General features: G+C 38.5%; 17 protein-coding genes. 7 read left to right on the top strand and 10 right to left on the bottom strand.

All coding sequences use genetic code 11. The annotated features are described in order from the left end of the window. Window positions 1-126 precede the first annotated feature (126 nt). Complete coding sequence (gene metG / locus AC1M85_RS11355; protein WP_488213094.1) at window positions 127-2,184, top strand: methionine--tRNA ligase; 2,058 nt, start codon at window positions 127-129, stop codon at window positions 2,182-2,184. 63 nt (window positions 2,185-2,247) lie between these two features. Here metG and AC1M85_RS11360 read toward each other — a convergent pair whose 3' ends face one another. Next, window positions 2,248-2,838: a hypothetical protein gene (locus tag AC1M85_RS11360; RefSeq protein ID WP_488213095.1), complete on the bottom strand. Its 591-nt coding sequence runs from the start codon at window positions 2,836-2,838 to the stop codon at window positions 2,248-2,250. Window positions 2,839-2,882: 44 nt separating this feature from the next. Next, entirely contained in the window at window positions 2,883-4,112 is a 1,230-nt protein-coding gene (locus AC1M85_RS11365) for a P-loop NTPase fold protein (protein WP_488213096.1), read from the bottom strand. A gap of 113 nt (window positions 4,113-4,225) precedes the next feature. On the opposite strand from AC1M85_RS11365, the gene AC1M85_RS11370 reads away from it, so the two are divergent. Then, window positions 4,226-5,194, top strand: coding sequence for an MBL fold metallo-hydrolase (locus AC1M85_RS11370; protein ID WP_488213097.1), 969 nt, complete (start codon window positions 4,226-4,228; stop codon window positions 5,192-5,194). Between the two features lie 75 nt (window positions 5,195-5,269). Next, on the top strand, window positions 5,270-5,626 hold the full coding sequence (locus AC1M85_RS11375) for a hypothetical protein (protein ID WP_035267298.1): 357 nt from the start codon (window positions 5,270-5,272) through the stop codon (window positions 5,624-5,626). Window positions 5,627-5,688: 62 nt separating this feature from the next. Here AC1M85_RS11375 and AC1M85_RS11380 read toward each other — a convergent pair whose 3' ends face one another. From AC1M85_RS11380 to AC1M85_RS11390, 3 genes are all read right to left on the bottom strand, one after another. Then, window positions 5,689-6,807 carry a DUF6670 family protein gene (locus tag AC1M85_RS11380; protein WP_481590474.1) on the bottom strand — a complete coding sequence of 373 codons (1,119 nt, stop codon included), beginning with the start codon at window positions 6,805-6,807 and terminating at the stop codon, window positions 5,689-5,691. A gap of 133 nt (window positions 6,808-6,940) precedes the next feature. Then, on the bottom strand, window positions 6,941-7,564 hold the full coding sequence (locus AC1M85_RS11385; protein ID WP_481590473.1) for a LysE family translocator: 624 nt from the start codon (window positions 7,562-7,564) through the stop codon (window positions 6,941-6,943). 187 nt (window positions 7,565-7,751) lie between these two features. Further along, window positions 7,752-7,946 (bottom strand): NF038215 family lipoprotein, encoded by a 195-nt coding sequence (locus tag AC1M85_RS11390; protein ID WP_092766959.1) that lies wholly within the window; start codon window positions 7,944-7,946, stop codon window positions 7,752-7,754. A gap of 144 nt (window positions 7,947-8,090) precedes the next feature. On the opposite strand from AC1M85_RS11390, the gene AC1M85_RS11395 reads away from it, so the two are divergent. Beyond that, window positions 8,091-8,951, top strand: a complete 861-nt coding sequence (locus AC1M85_RS11395) for a 1-aminocyclopropane-1-carboxylate deaminase/D-cysteine desulfhydrase (protein WP_488213098.1) — start codon at window positions 8,091-8,093, stop codon at window positions 8,949-8,951. Between the two features lie 102 nt (window positions 8,952-9,053). Beyond that, window positions 9,054-10,253, top strand: a complete 1,200-nt coding sequence (locus AC1M85_RS11400) for a BaiN/RdsA family NAD(P)/FAD-dependent oxidoreductase (protein WP_092766957.1) — start codon at window positions 9,054-9,056, stop codon at window positions 10,251-10,253. A gap of 118 nt (window positions 10,254-10,371) precedes the next feature. Here AC1M85_RS11400 and AC1M85_RS11405 read toward each other — a convergent pair whose 3' ends face one another. From AC1M85_RS11405 to AC1M85_RS11415, 3 genes are all read right to left on the bottom strand, one after another. Continuing rightward, window positions 10,372-10,581: a hypothetical protein gene (locus AC1M85_RS11405; RefSeq protein WP_092766956.1), complete on the bottom strand. Its 210-nt coding sequence runs from the start codon at window positions 10,579-10,581 to the stop codon at window positions 10,372-10,374. A 66-nt stretch (window positions 10,582-10,647) separates the two neighbouring features. Beyond that, a complete protein-coding gene (locus tag AC1M85_RS11410; RefSeq protein WP_092766955.1) occupies window positions 10,648-12,327 on the bottom strand; it encodes a mechanosensitive ion channel in 1,680 nt (559 codons plus the stop codon). Window positions 12,328-12,528: 201 nt separating this feature from the next. Beyond that, window positions 12,529-12,780 carry a hypothetical protein gene (locus tag AC1M85_RS11415; RefSeq protein WP_092766954.1) on the bottom strand — a complete coding sequence of 84 codons (252 nt, stop codon included), beginning with the start codon at window positions 12,778-12,780 and terminating at the stop codon, window positions 12,529-12,531. Window positions 12,781-12,938: 158 nt separating this feature from the next. On the opposite strand from AC1M85_RS11415, the gene AC1M85_RS11420 reads away from it, so the two are divergent. Then, window positions 12,939-13,361 carry a hypothetical protein gene (locus AC1M85_RS11420; protein WP_035267287.1) on the top strand — a complete coding sequence of 141 codons (423 nt, stop codon included), beginning with the start codon at window positions 12,939-12,941 and terminating at the stop codon, window positions 13,359-13,361. A 102-nt stretch (window positions 13,362-13,463) separates the two neighbouring features. Here the strand turns inward: AC1M85_RS11420 and AC1M85_RS11425 are convergent, their stop codons facing one another. Next, window positions 13,464-14,225: a ferredoxin--NADP reductase gene (locus tag AC1M85_RS11425; protein ID WP_035267285.1), complete on the bottom strand. Its 762-nt coding sequence runs from the start codon at window positions 14,223-14,225 to the stop codon at window positions 13,464-13,466. Between the two features lie 84 nt (window positions 14,226-14,309). Here AC1M85_RS11425 and gigC point away from each other — a divergent pair, with 84 nt between their 5' ends. Beyond that, window positions 14,310-15,188 (top strand): LysR family transcriptional regulator GigC, encoded by an 879-nt coding sequence (gigC, locus tag AC1M85_RS11430; RefSeq protein WP_092766953.1) that lies wholly within the window; start codon window positions 14,310-14,312, stop codon window positions 15,186-15,188. A gap of 29 nt (window positions 15,189-15,217) precedes the next feature. On the opposite strand, the gene AC1M85_RS11435 is transcribed toward gigC, so the two are convergent. Next, window positions 15,218-16,207 (bottom strand): hypothetical protein, encoded by a 990-nt coding sequence (locus AC1M85_RS11435; RefSeq protein WP_488213099.1) that lies wholly within the window; start codon window positions 16,205-16,207, stop codon window positions 15,218-15,220. Window positions 16,208-16,260 lie beyond the last annotated feature (53 nt).

The raw sequence follows: 16,260 nt of genomic DNA on the forward strand, positions 1-16,260 counted from the left end.
GTAGCCTTTCCACGTGCTCTAACTTTGTTAATAAAAAAGAATTCATCAAAAGGCTTATGCAAGTCTCGCCTATCTCATGTAAAATTATCGCCCATTGCATAAAATACGAATGAGAGAGTCAGATCCGTGCGTAATATCTTAGTCACTAACGCCCTTCCATACGCCAATGGCCCGATCCATATGGGTCACTTACTCGGTTATATCCAAGCAGATATTTGGGTACGTGCGATGCGTGCAATGGGTCATAACGTGACTTATGTCTGCGCGGACGACGCTCACGGTACAGCGATTATGCTACGTGCTGAAGCCAACGGTATTACTCCAGAACAGCAAATTGCCAATGTACAAAAAGAACATGAGCGTGACTTTGCCGGCTTCAAGGTTGATTTCGATCACTACGACTCAACCAACAGCGCTGAAAACCAAGCTCGCGCTTCTGAGATTTATATTAAGAACCGTGAAGCAGGCAATATTGCGGTGCGCCCTGTAACGCAATTGTTTGACCCTGAAAAAGGCATGTTCTTATCAGACCGTTTTATTAAAGGCACATGCCCGAAATGTAAAGCGGAAGATCAATACGGCGACTCATGCGAAGTCTGCGGCACAACCTACAACGCAACTGAATTACTCAATCCAAAATCGACTTTAAGCGGTGCGACTCCTGTTGAGAAATCTTCAGATCACTACTTCTTTAAACTGCCGAACTTTGGTGAATACCTACAAAAATGGACACGTGACGAAGGTCGTTTACCTGTGTCGATTGCCAACAAGCTCGATGAATGGTTTGAAGCAGGTTTGTCGGATTGGGATATTTCTCGTGATGCGCCATATTTTGGTTTTGAAATTCCTGATGCACCAAATAAATATTTTTATGTTTGGGTCGATGCGCCAATCGGCTATATGTCGAGCTTTGAAAACTACATCAAAACCAAGCGTCCTGACTTAAGCTTTGATGATTACTGGAAAAAAGATTCTCAAAATGAAGTCTATCACTTCATTGGTAAAGACATCGTTTATTTCCACGCATTGTTCTGGCCTGCAATGCTTGAAGGTGCAAACTACCGCACCCCAACAAGCTTATTCGTAAACGGTTTCTTGACTGTAAATGGTCAGAAGATGTCTAAATCTCGTGGTACGTTCATTAAAGCGGAAACGTATTTAGAGCATTTAAACCCTGAATATTTACGTTACTACTTTGCATCTAAACTTTCTGACAAAGTTGAAGATTCTGACTTAAACCTTGATGATTTCGTTCAAAAAGTGAATTCTGACCTTGTTGGTAAAGTGGTGAACATCGCAAGTCGTTGTGCGAAATTCATTAACACGAAATTTGACAATAAATTGTCTACGACTTGTGCAGAGCCTGAGTTGGTTCAAAGCTTTATTGATGCGGGCGATTCAATTGCGCAAGCATACGAATCACGTGAATTCTCAACTGCCATTCGTGAAATCATGTCGTTAGCTGATAAAGCCAACCAATACATCGATGAGAAAAAGCCTTGGGCTTTAGCGAAGATTGAAGGTGAAGAACAACAAGTTCATGATGTGTGTTCAGTGGGTATTAACCTATTCCGTCAATTGGCGGTGTACCTTGCGCCTGTATTGCCAACTTTGGCAGAGCAAGTTCAAGCGTTCTTACAATTAGACAGCTTTAACTTTGAATCTCGTAAGCAAATTTTGGTTGCACACGAAATCGCATTGTTCCAACCATTGATGCAACGTGTAGATCCAAAAGCTGTGGCTGCGATGGTGGATGCATCTAAAGATTCTTTAGCTGCACCTGCGGAAGCACCAAAAGCTGAAAAGAAAAAAGAGAAAGCCAAAGAGAAGAAAGCTGAGCCGAGAGTAGGCGAAGCTGAAATTATTAATATTGATGATTTTATGAAAGTTGACCTACGTGTAGCGGAAGTATTGGAAGCTGCAACGGTTGAAGGTTCGGACAAGCTTTTACAACTCACTTTAAATGTCGGTGAAGCTGAGCCACGTAACGTATTTAGCGGTATTCGTGAGTTTTACCAACCTGAAGACTTAAAAGGCAAATTGGTGGTGATGGTAGCAAACCTTGCTCCACGTAAGATGCGTTTTGGGATCTCTAACGGTATGGTATTGGCTGCGGGTAATGGCGAAGGTGTTTGGGTGATTTCACCTGAATCTGGTGCTAAACCGGGTGATAAAGTGTCTTAAGATTTAAGTCTTAGATAGGAAAAAGCCTCTACATTGTAGGGGCTTTTTTTATATTGAATAAGTTTACTTAGTATTATTCATCATCTGTCGAATTTCTCTCATCTTAGGTAAAAATTTTTCTGAAATCTTATGCCTTTCAAGAGTAGTTGTATCAACTAATCTTTTCTCTAATAAGTCCACAATACTCTCGAACCAGATTTTTTCCTCTAAGACATTCCTATTAGAAGCAAAACTAACATACCTTCTTTCTAGTGTATTGATGACACTATTTGCATTCGTATATTTAATTTCTAGTAAGGTCTCTACAAAAGCCCTAGGCTCAGCCCACTTTAAAATTGGATAGTTATAATATTTCGAAGACATAAGTTGAAGAAATTCATATTCATTATGTCTCATAGACACTAATATTGCATCTATTAGCTTAGTATGTTGAGTCTTATATTTTTCTTCATATGCATGCTGAATTTTAAGCAAAAACTCCTGAAACAAGGGTATTTCCTTAGCATAATACTCATATGTGATAGAGCCTTTCTCTAGTATAGAATCATCTAGTTGTTGAATATGCTCTTGTATTTCTACTTTATCTTTAAAGTTTTCAACTGCTAGATCTAACAAGCTTTCTACGGAAAAGAATATTAATTTTTTATCTTTCAAATAAACCAACATACTAAATGTATGAATAATATCTAAGGTGTTAGTTAATAATTTTTTTCTATAGCTATTTTTGCTTCTTTTACTAATTCTTCAAATATCTCTTGCCTTAAATCTAAATAATTCCAAAGTTTAAACCATGTAGGTTCTTCTATTTTTAGTCTAAAATATGATTCATAAAACTCATTTTTTATTTTTTCTTCATCAAGAATATTTTCGATTAAAATTTCATTCCATAATTTTTTTGACAAGATATACTCTTTTAAGTTCATCTGATACTTCTTTTGAAAATTATGTGCATCTTCACCTACAAAGCCTAAAAGATGCTGTAATGCTCTCTGACTTTTTTCTTCATCCGTCTTTGGTTCTTTTTCGTCATCTTTAAAATTTAGAATCTCTTTTTCAAATCGTCCACTCTTACTTTCTAACGATAAAATTAAAAAAGCTTTCAAAAAATTTTCAAATATCTCATTATCAAATTCCTTATCCTGTGAAAAATAGTTTTTTTTGTAGAATCGGTCAAAATCCAAAATTGTTTGTTTAAATGCTCTTAAATTTTTATAGCCCACTTGGTTAAACGTTCGCTTTATTATTTCAAAATTTGAAGTGAGCAGATTTTTTAAGCCTTCATCTCCCACCTCATGCAGAATACTTTTAATTGCTAAATCCTGATCTTCCGTATAAGTAAAAGTTACTCCTATTAATTTTTCCTTTTTTCTAGAATACTGCTCATTTTCTTTATTAATTTCTTCTTCATTCGAAACAATGAGTGTCTTAATTCCTTCCTGCTCAACGAAGTAATTAATATACCCGAGTACTTCTTCTTTTTTTAATTCACAGCGTTCTAGATCATCAAAAACAAGAATAAACCTTTCATCGATTGTTAAATAATCAGGAAGGTTTAAACTCGGCAAAGTAGCATTTACTGATGCGTCTGGTTTGGAATCACCATCTAAATCAACTTTCAAAGTCGCTTTCAGTAAACCTTTACCTAGTTGCCCGACTAACTTTGCACCTTTACTCCCAAGAATTGGATGAATGCTTTTAAAAATAGCCTCATCAATCATCGAAGTTTTAGATATTCCATTTAAGCTTACATAGCAAATTTTTCTTTTACCATCTTCTTTCTTTTCTAGATATTGTTTTACAAACCATGTTTTTCCACTTCCCCATGCTCCATTCAAAAGCACGGCATATTCAAAATTCTTTTTTCCATCAAAGTAATAATCTAAGAATTCCTCAATATGTTTATTTGGCTCTGAAATATAAGTAGACATAGTTTTTGGCTTACTCTTTTTAATTAGAATGAATTGGTTGAATTAAAACTCAATGAAAAATATTTCACAACATGATAAAAACAGTCTATCTATTTAAAACTTAAAAGAATCCCATGAAAACTTTAAAACCCTTATTCCTCGCATTCACCCTAAGCACCACAGCCCTCACCACTTACGCCACTGAACTGACTATTGCCCAACAAAAACAAGTCGCTGGCTACTACCATCACCAAATTGGTAATATCCAAATCACCGCCCTACTCGATGGTACAAACTACCTTAATCCATCCATGTTTAAAGGCTTAAGCGACAGTGAAAAAACTGAGATTCTTAAAAAATACGCTGCGGCGAATGACAAAGGCATCCAAACCTCAGTCAATGCCTTTCTCATCAATACAGGCAACCAACTATTGATGGTCGACAGCGGTGCAGCAAGCTGCTTTGGCGCACACTTAGGTTCAATCTATAACAACCTCAAAGCATCGGGTTATCAGCCTACGCAAGTGAATGGTATTTTCCTCACTCACTTACACCCTGACCATGTTTGCGGTATCTCAAACAACGGCGTAGCGAATTATCCAAATGCAACGCTGCATATTTCAAAAACGGAATATGACTATTGGCTGAGTCCAAATACCGTAAAAAAACTGCCAAAAGACAAAAAAGCAGGTTTTTTAGGAACAGTCGAAAAAATCAAAGCAGCGCTTGCACCATATGAAAAAGCGAAACAGATTAAAGTCTTCTCAGACAAATCTTTAAGCTTTGGTGATATCGAATTTAAACCATCCTTTGGTCACACCCCAGGACATTACAGCTTTAAACTGAAAGCTGATGGACAAGACGTGGTGTTTATTGGTGACATCGTACATTCACATACCTTGCAGTTCGACAAACCTGAAACCGCGATTGAGTTCGATATCGATCCACAAACGGCAATCCACACACGTTTAAAACATTTTGCTGAATATGCCAAAGATGGACATTTGATTGCAGCACCACATTTACCATTCCCGGGGCTTGGGCACATTTATTCCAAAGATGGACAAAGCTACCAATGGATACCGGTTCACTTTAAAGATTAAACTAAAGTCATGCAATGGTTGAAATTTCAAGTATTTTTATTTAAAGTTCCCTCGCTTAAAAACGGGGGTAAACTAATGAAAAAATTATTAATTTCAATTATCGCAGCAACTTCAGTATTGGCGACAGGCTGTTCAGTTCGTATGGCTGATATGACAGTTGCTTCAACTAAAAACTACAATCTTAACTCTAATCAGTTCGTGAAAGGTGAACGTGTAACAGGTGAAGATAAGGTCCCAGTTGTCTTGTTCCCTTTAGGGGTTCCAAACTTTAAAACTGCTGTAGATCGTGCTATTGAAAAAAATCGTTGCGCTGTGGCTCTTTCTGATGTGGTGATCACTCAATTGAATCAAGCATTCATTGTTGGTCAAATTGGTTATCGTGTAGAAGGTACACAAGTAATTGACCGTTCACAGCCTGAATGTAAGAAATAAGATTTTAAAAAGCCTCTAATACGTTTAGAGGCTTTTTTTTAAGGGCGTATTTAATTCAAAAATTAGGTATCTAAATTTACGTTTTGTCTTCGGTCAATATATTCAACATAACCTCGCCCCTTACGTTCAGTTCCATTCAGCAAACCACTCCACTGATAAGAACTCACATAACCTGCGGCTAAACCATAACAATATTCCGTATCTGCCACCGCAAGAATATCTAACACTTTCTCACCTTGATGATGCGCAATCCATCTAAAAGACTGAGGCACCTCCATTTCAAAACCGTCAGGTGTTATTTTCGGATCAGGCTTTAATGCAATCACTTGAAAAGCAACCTCACCATCATATTGAATAGAAGTACCATCAATATGGCGATAAGACACGGCGGTATAAGTAGGTTCACCTGCAAAACCGATATACGCCAAGACCAATTGTGACTCATCATCTATGTTGATGACTTGATAACTAAAACTGTCTAAAGGCACCAATCCTGTGGTCGGTTTAATGGGACTCGGCAACATTGAGCTTGAGACTGCTTTCCAATGTTCTAGTGTACATAGTCCTTTAACTTCAACACGTTTTCCATGTTGGGTGAAATGACCTTCATATTGCATCAATACACTAAAGTGCTGATATAACATGCTATGTGCAAACCACGTAATGGCATGCGTTGGGGTTAACCAAAGATCAACTTGCAGATCATCACGTTCAGATACTAGATGATAACTCCCTTCAATTTCAGCAAGGAAAGATTCTCGACCAAACTCAACCTTAAATGGCTTTTGATGAAATACAATTTCGTCTTGAATATTATAAATGCGAAAGGCTTCTTCATCTGTCGATAAGGCTGTTCCATGAACCAAAGTAGCGGTATTTTCAGGACTAAGACTCGATATCGACTTGGGTAAATGCGTTATCTTCACACCAACATCACCAATGACAGAAGCATAGGACAAATATCGAAAAGGCTCAGGCAAATCTGGAATCATAATTCCATAATGCGTACTCGCGAATTGACGATGAAAAACATGCGCTTCTAAATTATATTCGCGCGGTAAAAGTGCTTGTTCTTCTGGCTCTACTGCACCCAAAAGGTTTTTGGCCATTTGACCCAATTGATAGTAGAACTTTTGTTGTAGACTTTTATTTTTGGAATGACTACTGAGGAGAGAATACATAACAAACTCACAAACAATGAGAGATATTTACACCCTAAACAACCTCTCCTCAGTTCTTTATAGCTGATCAGGACTGGCAAATGTGAATTCAGGTCAGATCATAAAAATTGTTAGACAAGATTAAAAATGTGATCTACTTCACACCAAAAATCAATTTCAATCCGAGCACAGACATCACAATGCCCGCACCACGATCAAATACTTTCTTAAATTTTAAATATACCGCACGCGGCTTTTCCGCTGATAATGCAACCGCCACCAACGAGCACCAACCAGCATCGATAAAAAAGCACAGCATTGGTAACACAAAGTTAAAATACAAGGGAATCTCTTTGGGTAATAAAGCTGTGAAAATACTGGCAAGTACAATCGCGATTTTAGGATTCGACAATTGAGTAATTAAGCCTGTGGTAAATGCACGTCGTAAACTCATCGGATGCGATGCAGAATGATCAGCTTCGATTGGATCTTTGGCATGTTTGATAATTTTATAAGCCAAAAACAATAAATATAATCCACCGCAGATTTTCAAAGCCAAATATGCTGAAGGCACTGCAACTAAGAATGCCTGTAAACCTAATACTGCCAATAAACCAAAAATCGCAGCACCGAGACCAGTTCCTAGTGCAGTAAATAAACCATGTTTACGCGAAATAGCGATTGAATTTTTAGCGACATAGATTGAAGTCGGCCCCGGACTCATTGCGCCCAGTAAAAGTGCTGCTGCAATCGAACCTAAAATCCAAATTGATTCCACATTAATTCCATAGTAGATGATTGATTTATCGGGTTATTCTACTTGGAAGCCTTATGAATATTTCCCTAATTATTTGAGTGTTTTTTTTAAATATTAAAATTATTCACTATTTATTTTATTATTTTTAGCGAATTAGTTTACTGTATAAATTAAATACAATTGATTTTATAAAAATAGCCAAGTCATGCTAATCATCATCTGACAGTGCTTCATTATATGCAGTTTCGTGCGGAGACAGACGATAGTCCCTTTCCTGTACAGGTACGCCAGCAATAATCATACTTCGTGCTTCAGTTTTTGGTTTGTTTAGAAAATCCTGCTCACAGCCTAAGGCCGTTAAAATAAACAAACCCAATAATAAAATGGATAGAGATTGCTTCATGCCACCCTCCCAAAATTCCGTTTTCTTTCAGATTAGCACTTTTGATTATTTTTTAAACATATTTTTTCACTGTTTTTCAATTTATCCGAGTAAGAGCTAAGATTCGAAATCCGCTATACTCTTAAAAAACCAAATTCTCGCACTATGTTTGATACGATAGCCCAACAGGTTCAAGATCAGGAAATTTCTTTAAACGGTTTAAACATCACCGTTCGCCGTTTAGACCAAATTCATCCACATATCTCTGGAAATAAGTTTTATAAACTGAAATACAATTTTATTGAGGCAAAACGTCAAGGCTTTGAGAATGTAATGACCTTTGGTGGTGCTTATTCAAATCATATTGCCGCCACAGCGTTTGCTGCGCATCAATTTGGCTTTCAGTCTATTGGGATCATTCGTGGTGAAGAACTCAAGAACTCAGCCCGCAATCACACCCTCGCCACCGCAGAACGTTTCGGTATGGTGCTGCATTTTATCTCGAGAGAAGCATATCGACAAAAAAATGATCCTGAGTTTTTAGCTCACTTAGCGCAACGCTTTCCTGAAAGTTATCTAATTCCAGAAGGTGGCACCAACTCGCTTGCCATTCAGGGCACTCAAGAAATTTTAAAAGATGCTGATCAAACTTATGACTTCATTTGTTGTGCTGTCGGAACAGGCGGTACGATTTCAGGATTGATTGAGCGCAGTTTAAACCATCAAAGAATTATTGGATTTTCTGCATTAAAAGGCAATTTTCTGAATGATGAAGTAAAACTACTAACGGGTAAAAACAACTGGCATATCACGGATGATTATTGCTTCGGAGGCTATGCCAAAATCCAACCCGAACTGATTCAATTTATTGAAAAGTTTGAATATGAATACCGTATTCCACTTGAACAAGTCTATACCGGAAAAATGATGTTTGGCATTCATGATCTTATACAACAAAACTATTTCCCTAAAAACGCTAAAGTTTTAGTCATTCATTCAGGCGGGCTTCAAGGTCGAACGATTTAGTTGATCTTCATCCTGCTTCTGTTCGCTTGAATTAATCCGATAATGCTCAGTTCATCGTAATTTACCGTTATAATTGCGCTGTTTCGTTTTTTGATTATTTTCATGTCTTCCAAGCAATACGATGTTTTAGTAATAGGTGCGGGTGCATCTGGTTTAATGACCGCATATATGGCTGCTCAACGTGGGCGTCGTGTCGTGGTGGTTGAAAAAGCCAATAAAGTGGGGAAAAAAATTCTCATGTCAGGTGGAGGTAAATGTAACTTTACCAATCTGTATGTTGAGCCTGACAACTATATTTCTCATAACCCGCATTTTGTTATCTCAGCACTCACCCGTTATACCAATTGGGATTTCATTGGCTTGGTCTGCGAATATGGCATTGAATACGAAGAACGTAAACACGGTCAGCTCTTTACCCTTAACGGCGCGAAAGAAATCTTAGCCATGTTACTTGCTGAGTGTGACAAAACTGGTCTAGTCGACATCAAAACCAGTTGCGAGGTGAAAGCCGTCAACGCCCTTGAGGAGCACGGTTTTCAGGTGGCAACCAATTTAGGTTTTTTTGAAGTTGAATCTGTCGTGGTCGCATCTGGTGGTCTCTCAATTCCGACGCTTGGTGGCTCAGGCATTGGCTATGAGATTGCTAAACAATTTGGACACTATGTTTATCCAACTCGTGCAGGTCTAGTCCCCTTTACTTTTTCTGATGGTTTCAAAGAAGTGACGACACGACTTAGTGGCAATGCTGTTGAAGTGACATTAAGCAATCATCTCAATAGCTTTACTGAAGCACTCTTGTTTACGCACCGTGGTTTAAGTGGTCCAAGTTCCTTACAACTCTCAAACTATTGGGATGTCGGTCAAAGTTTTAAAGTCGACTTTTTACCAAGTATCGATCTCTTGAATTTTTTTAAAACTAAAAAACAAAATCAACCTAAAGTGTTACTTCGCACCTTACTCGCTGAACACTTACCGAAGAGTGTCGTAGTTGAATTACAACAGTTGATTTGGATGGATCAAGCTGAAATATCAATCGGGAATATCAGTGATGAGAAGCTAGAGGCGATTGCCCAGCGCCTTCACGCATTTGAAGTTAAACCTTCTGGGACTGAAGGTTACCGTACGGCTGAGGTGACTTTAGGTGGAGTTGATACCACTGAAGTTTCCTCAAAAACAATGGAAAGTAAAAAGCAAAAAGGGCTTTTCTTCGTCGGAGAAATACTCGATGTAACGGGCCATTTAGGTGGATTTAACTTTCAATGGGCTTGGTCATCTGCACATGCTGCATCTGAGTATGTCTAATTAACAACAAGTATTGTTCATTTTGTAATTAAAGGGGCATCCTTCGCCCTCTTTGACTATCATCCCTATTGATCAATCGAATGCTTCATTATTCATTTATCTTTTCTAAAAGCAGAATTTATGAGGGTCTTTGGGCATTGGTATCAGTTGAATCAAGCATTTGTGTGGTTGGATCTGTTACTGCATCATCAATAGATGGTGTATTGAGTCTGTTGTTTTCAGTAGCTTTTGAATTTGCAAAAACAAAGCGGTAAGCGCTTGCTAAAAAACCCACGGTGATACCTGCAATCACTATTGGGGCGAATAATTTATTAAATTTCTTACTCATAATTTTTACTCTTTTTCATGAGGATCAGCCAAACCATGCTGACTGATCCCGACACAAATTTACATGTTATTTAAGGTCATTTTTAGGCTGTGTATTTTGATCTGACTCCCCTGTAGATCCATAAGGATTATTCAATGGTTGAGTTGGCGCTTCTACATCAATTTGCGTTGGTGGAATATCTTCATCTTGATATTCTTCCGCAACAGTTGAAGCATCCATTTGCTCAGTAAGTGGTGGCGTGACTTGTTCAGGCTGATTTGGTCTTGGCTTATTCGCGTCAGATTTCGCTTTATCGATTAAGTCAGTCAACAATCGCTCTGCAGGTTGGCGACCACCTAGACCAAATGCAAGTGCAAAAGCGACAGCAACCGCTCCAAGTGTTAATCCAAAGGCTAAATTTACGATCGAGTCAGCGATTCCCATTGCACGCAAGCCCATTGCCACAACTAAACCAATGATCAGTACTCGGACAAGATTCGCTAACCAATGTGCGCTATTGGTCTCACCACGTTTCACCACATTGGCAACTAGATTTGCTAGCCAGAAACCAATGACGAGGATAACTGCACCTAAAAGTACATTCGCTCCGAAATAAATGAACATCGCAATCAAATCACTAATTTGATCGAAGCCCAAACGATTCGCAGCTTCAGACACCGCAAAGAGCATGGTGAAGAATACAATCAAATGACCGACAACTTTTGATATTTTGGTTTGACCCAAAAATCGTTGCATATCGAGCTTTTGAGGAATGTTATCAACACCTGTCCCAGCGATCACTTCAACCACAAGATTAGATACGAAACGTGAGACCACATAAGCAATGATCAGGATTAAACCTGCTGCGATGATATGTGGAATTGCATTCATGATTTCATACAACATAGCCGTTGCTGGTTGTGAAATCGCGTCTACACCCAAAGCCTCAAACGCAATAATCAGTGAAGTAATGATGACTAAGGCAAATACAAATGATCCTAATAGCTTAGGCAGATTAGAATTTTTAAAAACTCCGACTTTTTCAGCTTGCTGTTGGACATTCAAACTTGAAAGTAGCCCTTCGACAATACCGCGTACAATTTTTGCCAAAATGTAACCAACAAATAAAATCACACCTGCCATAAAGATATTCGGCAAGTAGGCAACGGCTTCAGTCACCATATTCTGAACTGGATATAACAAACCATTTAAGCCCAAAATAGACAGCACGATCGGTAAGAACAGCAATAAAATGAGCCAATAAACAATTTCACTGATATTTTGGCTAAATGAGCTCACACCAACGTCTTGACTGAGCTTTTCATCCAATTGTGTACGACTGAGTAGTCGAGTTAATCCAACTTTGACCAAATTGGCTACGATCCATCCAATAAAACCAACTGCTACTGCAGCCAATAATTGTGGGATAAATAGTAAGAATTGTTGAACCATATTACTAAAAGGACCACTCACACTGGTCAGGTTTAAAACGTTGAGTGAACCGATAACAGCAATAATGAGGATCAGCCAGAAAACGACTCTGGAGATGATATTTTCTATATTTGAGCGATGTCCTGTCGCGCTACTTAATTTTTGATTGGTATTTAATTTTGCAAGTACCTTCTTAACCCCTGCGGCAACGATTAAAGCGATGATCCATCCTATGAGTAAAATGGCCACTGCAGCAATAATTGGTTGGAATTGCTCCCAATAATACATTGCATCAAAGCCCCCAGTTCGAGTGAAGCCGTTATATTCATCATTCATTGGTTACGCCTCTTCTTATGTTAAGTGTTCTGAATTACGATTGATTTAATTCTTTTCCCTAGATCATTTTTCGATCGCGTCATCACACCATAAATTTCGAATATTTTTTAATCAACTCAAAGCATCATAAATACAACACATTGTTGCAAATCAAGAAAAAACCCAGCCGAAGCTGGGTTTAAACGTGAAAAGTGTAGTGGTTTATTGATCGTTTGCGACCGCAGTAACGGTATTATCCACTGCTGAATCTGTTGCCGTTGCTGTATCTGCATTATCTTGAGTTGCAGGAATAGTCGTATCAGCAGGAATTTGACCTGGTGTTGGATCACGATCAGCGAGCATATAGAAAATGAAGGCTGCTAAAAAAATACCAACGATAATCAGAATATACACTGGGATCTTACTTTTCTTCTTTTGATCATTATGGGTCGGATGATTGGATTGATCTACCATGATGCCCCTCTTATGTATTTTGATGATTTTTTATACTAGCAATCTATCATGTTGTTTTGTGTGAAAAAACATTATCAATTCGTACCGATCAAAGCACATGAGCTGTGATGCAAAATAGAGTATAATATGCACCCTCCTCATTTTTATTGTCGATCTGTATGACCTATCGCCGACAAAGTGTCTCTTTAGATTTAGACACAGATGTCACTCATGCCTGTTCTTTGCATCATACCCGTGATGGGCATTTGATTGGAATTATTGAGTTTACGAAACCAAGCTATGTGCTGAAGTGGGGTGACTTAGAGTATTTCCGCCGTCGCACTGAAGAGTTTTCGGTGATGCCCTTTCCTGAATGTGTCAACGGCATGATCATCGACATTCGTAACATCGCTTGCTTCTTAGATAATGAAGTGCCCATTATTCCTTGGCGTTTACTCGAGGAAGAATGCCCAATTCGTTTAGTGGTTCCACACGATCGTTTGGAACATTATGCAGGTTTATTTGAACCGACTTGGCTCACGAGCGATGTCGATACTGCGATTCAAGAGATTCGTCAATTTATGGATATGTTTGTCCATTAAGTATGTCGCATAGTATTCCTATGTAATTTAGAAAAAAACCTCCGAGATGGAGGTTTTTTTGTGCCTCAATTCCCTCTCCTCGTAGGATAGGGTGATTTGGACTTACCAATAGTTCTCTACCGCAATATTTCCTTCACCACGACGATTCATGGTCAGGCCACGTGCTTTCAGAGCCTCTTTTGTATCTTCAACCATTTGGGGATTCCCACACAGCATGATATGTGACGTTTGCGGATTAAAATCGACACCTACAGTTTTCTCTAACGCTCTATTTTCGATTAATACTGGCAATCGATCATGCAATGGCGCATTTGGATCACGTGTAATAATTGGCACAAATTTAAATCCTGTATGACCTTCACCAAAGGTATCCGCGACTTCCTGAATTCGGTCTACGTAAGCCAATTCGCTTGCTGTCCTCACACTGTAAACCAAATGAATATTTTTATATTTTTGCCATACTTCAAAGTCTTGCAACATAGAAATAAATGGTGCGAGCCCCGTGCCTGTCGCCAATAACCACAGGTCATTTGGCATAGGTAATTGGTAACGTGCTAAAGTCAAAAATCCATAAGGAATCTTTTCCAAATAAAGTTCATCGCCGACTTTGAGATGTTGTAAATTTGATGTAAAAGCACCATCTGGTACAACAATTGAAAAGAACTCTAAAGTTTCATCAAAAGGCGATGAAACGACAGAATACGCACGTACCACCAAATCATCGCCAACTTTCAAACCAATACGCGCGAACTGCCCTGCGGTAAATTTAAAATGTGCGGGACGCGTCATGGTAAAGCTAAATAAAGTGTTGGTCCAACGATGTACAGAAAGGACTTTTTCTACGCTAAATTTTTCAATTGACATAATTTCTACGTGGCATGACAGACTGCGCTCATGGTAGCATGACAATATAATTTATTAATATTTTTTCACATTAAGGCTTCATTCATGCGCATGACATTACGCCAACTGGCTGTTTTCGTAGCTGTCGCTCAAGAGGGTACGGTAACTAAAGCAAGTGATGCTGTACGACTCACACAAAGTGCTGCAAGTATGGCGTTAGCAGATCTTGAAGATGGTCTCGGTGCACCATTATTTGATCGCTTAGGAAAACGATTACAACTGAATGACTTGGGTCGTTTTTTACTTCCACAGGCGCTTGAAATTTTAGGTCGATGTGAATCATTTGAACAAGCGGCAAAAGGCGAGCTTCAAAGTATTGATCTCCGTATTGGGGCGACTTTGACCATTAGTGATTATTTGATGCCTGATTTAATGGCTGATTTTCTTCAATTACAACCACAAGCACATTTGCAACTTCAAGTGGGCAATACGCGTCAAATGATTGAAGCTGTTAATCAATTCCAACTTGATTTAGCCCTTATTGAAGGTTCATGTCACTTACCTCAATTACAATCGATCCACTGGCGTGATGATGAGCTTGCTGTGTGTTGCTCACCAGACCATCCTTTGGCGAAATTAGACCGCCCTCTGACCATTGAAGACTTTAAACAGGCTGAATGGATTTTACGTGAAGAAGGTTCAGGGACTCGTGAAGTCTTTGACAACGCAATCCTGCAAGACTTACCGAATGCCAATATTCGTTTAACTTTGGGTCATAATGAAGCTATTTTGAAAATTGTTGCTGGTGGTTTAGGCATGTCATGTATTTCAAAATTAGCTATTGAACCATTAAGAGAAAAAGAGCAACTGGTGATTTTAGAAACGCCGTTCTGGCAACTCACACGTCCTTTATTTATGTTAGTACACCGTCAAAAATATCAAGGACCTGGTTTAAAAGCCTTTATGAAATTCTGTAATGCTTAATAAAAAAAAGCTCCTCATTGGAGCTTTTTTTATTTCTCAGCTTCTTTCTTTTGTTCTTTGATAATGTGTTCTTGTTCTACCGCATAAATTTTTGCTTTTGCGTCTTGCTCTTCTCTGTATTGCTCATATTTTTGAAATCCCCAAACACCCAGATTAATAAACACTAAAATAGGGACAATACTTGCAAATATCCATGGATTAAATTGCTTGTTTGGATCTTTTATCTTCTTGGCTTTTTTCTTTGATTTTTTATCAGCTCCGAATTCATCAACACGCGAACTCGTAATGAATTTTTGCGCATTAAATTTTAATTGAAAATGCGTTTTAACATCAGGGATTTCTTTACGTACAACTTTTGGTGGGCGCCCTTTTGCATGGGTTGGCTCGGGTAGATGATCATCTACGTTCTCTTCAGGCGCACTCTCATTCAAAGGTTGAACTTTCGTAAGTGGTACGACAGCTGACTCATCTAAGACTGGCACACGGCGACTTGGCTTTGATTCGAGCATTTCTTTAATTTGCTCTTCCTCAAGAGGTTCACCTAAGGAAATTTTAGATACTGGATCTGAAACTTGATCTGCATGATGTTCAGTACCAGAACCATCCAACACGATTGATTCTTTACTCAGTGTATTAAAATTTAGTTCAAAATCTTGGATTTGTGTTTGTGAGTCAAGCGTACTTTCCTGATCTGCAAGACGCTTTTCGATCAGCTCATCTAGCTCTTGTTCAAACTTCTTAGACTCACCTTCTAAATCTTCGTGCGCACGATAAAAAAGTTGATTCAAGGGTTGTTCGACGCGTGCATGTTTATTGTCTAACCGCACGATAAATTTTGCATGACGTTGGTCGTCTTTATCGACCACGATACATTTCACACGCTCACCAATTTGAGGCGCGATACTGGAATTTGCCATGTCATTCAATACGAAATGTACATCAAAATCATGATCATTGATTTTGATAATTCCTGCTTTCAATGCAGGGTCGTACGAATGTAAAACACCCCTGTAAAACATGTTATTTCCCCAGCATAAAAAAGATTGATTCTTAGTAATTAGTTTTTTTAAAT

It is taken from the genome of Acinetobacter sp. 24-47-64, from assembly GCF_057737055.1.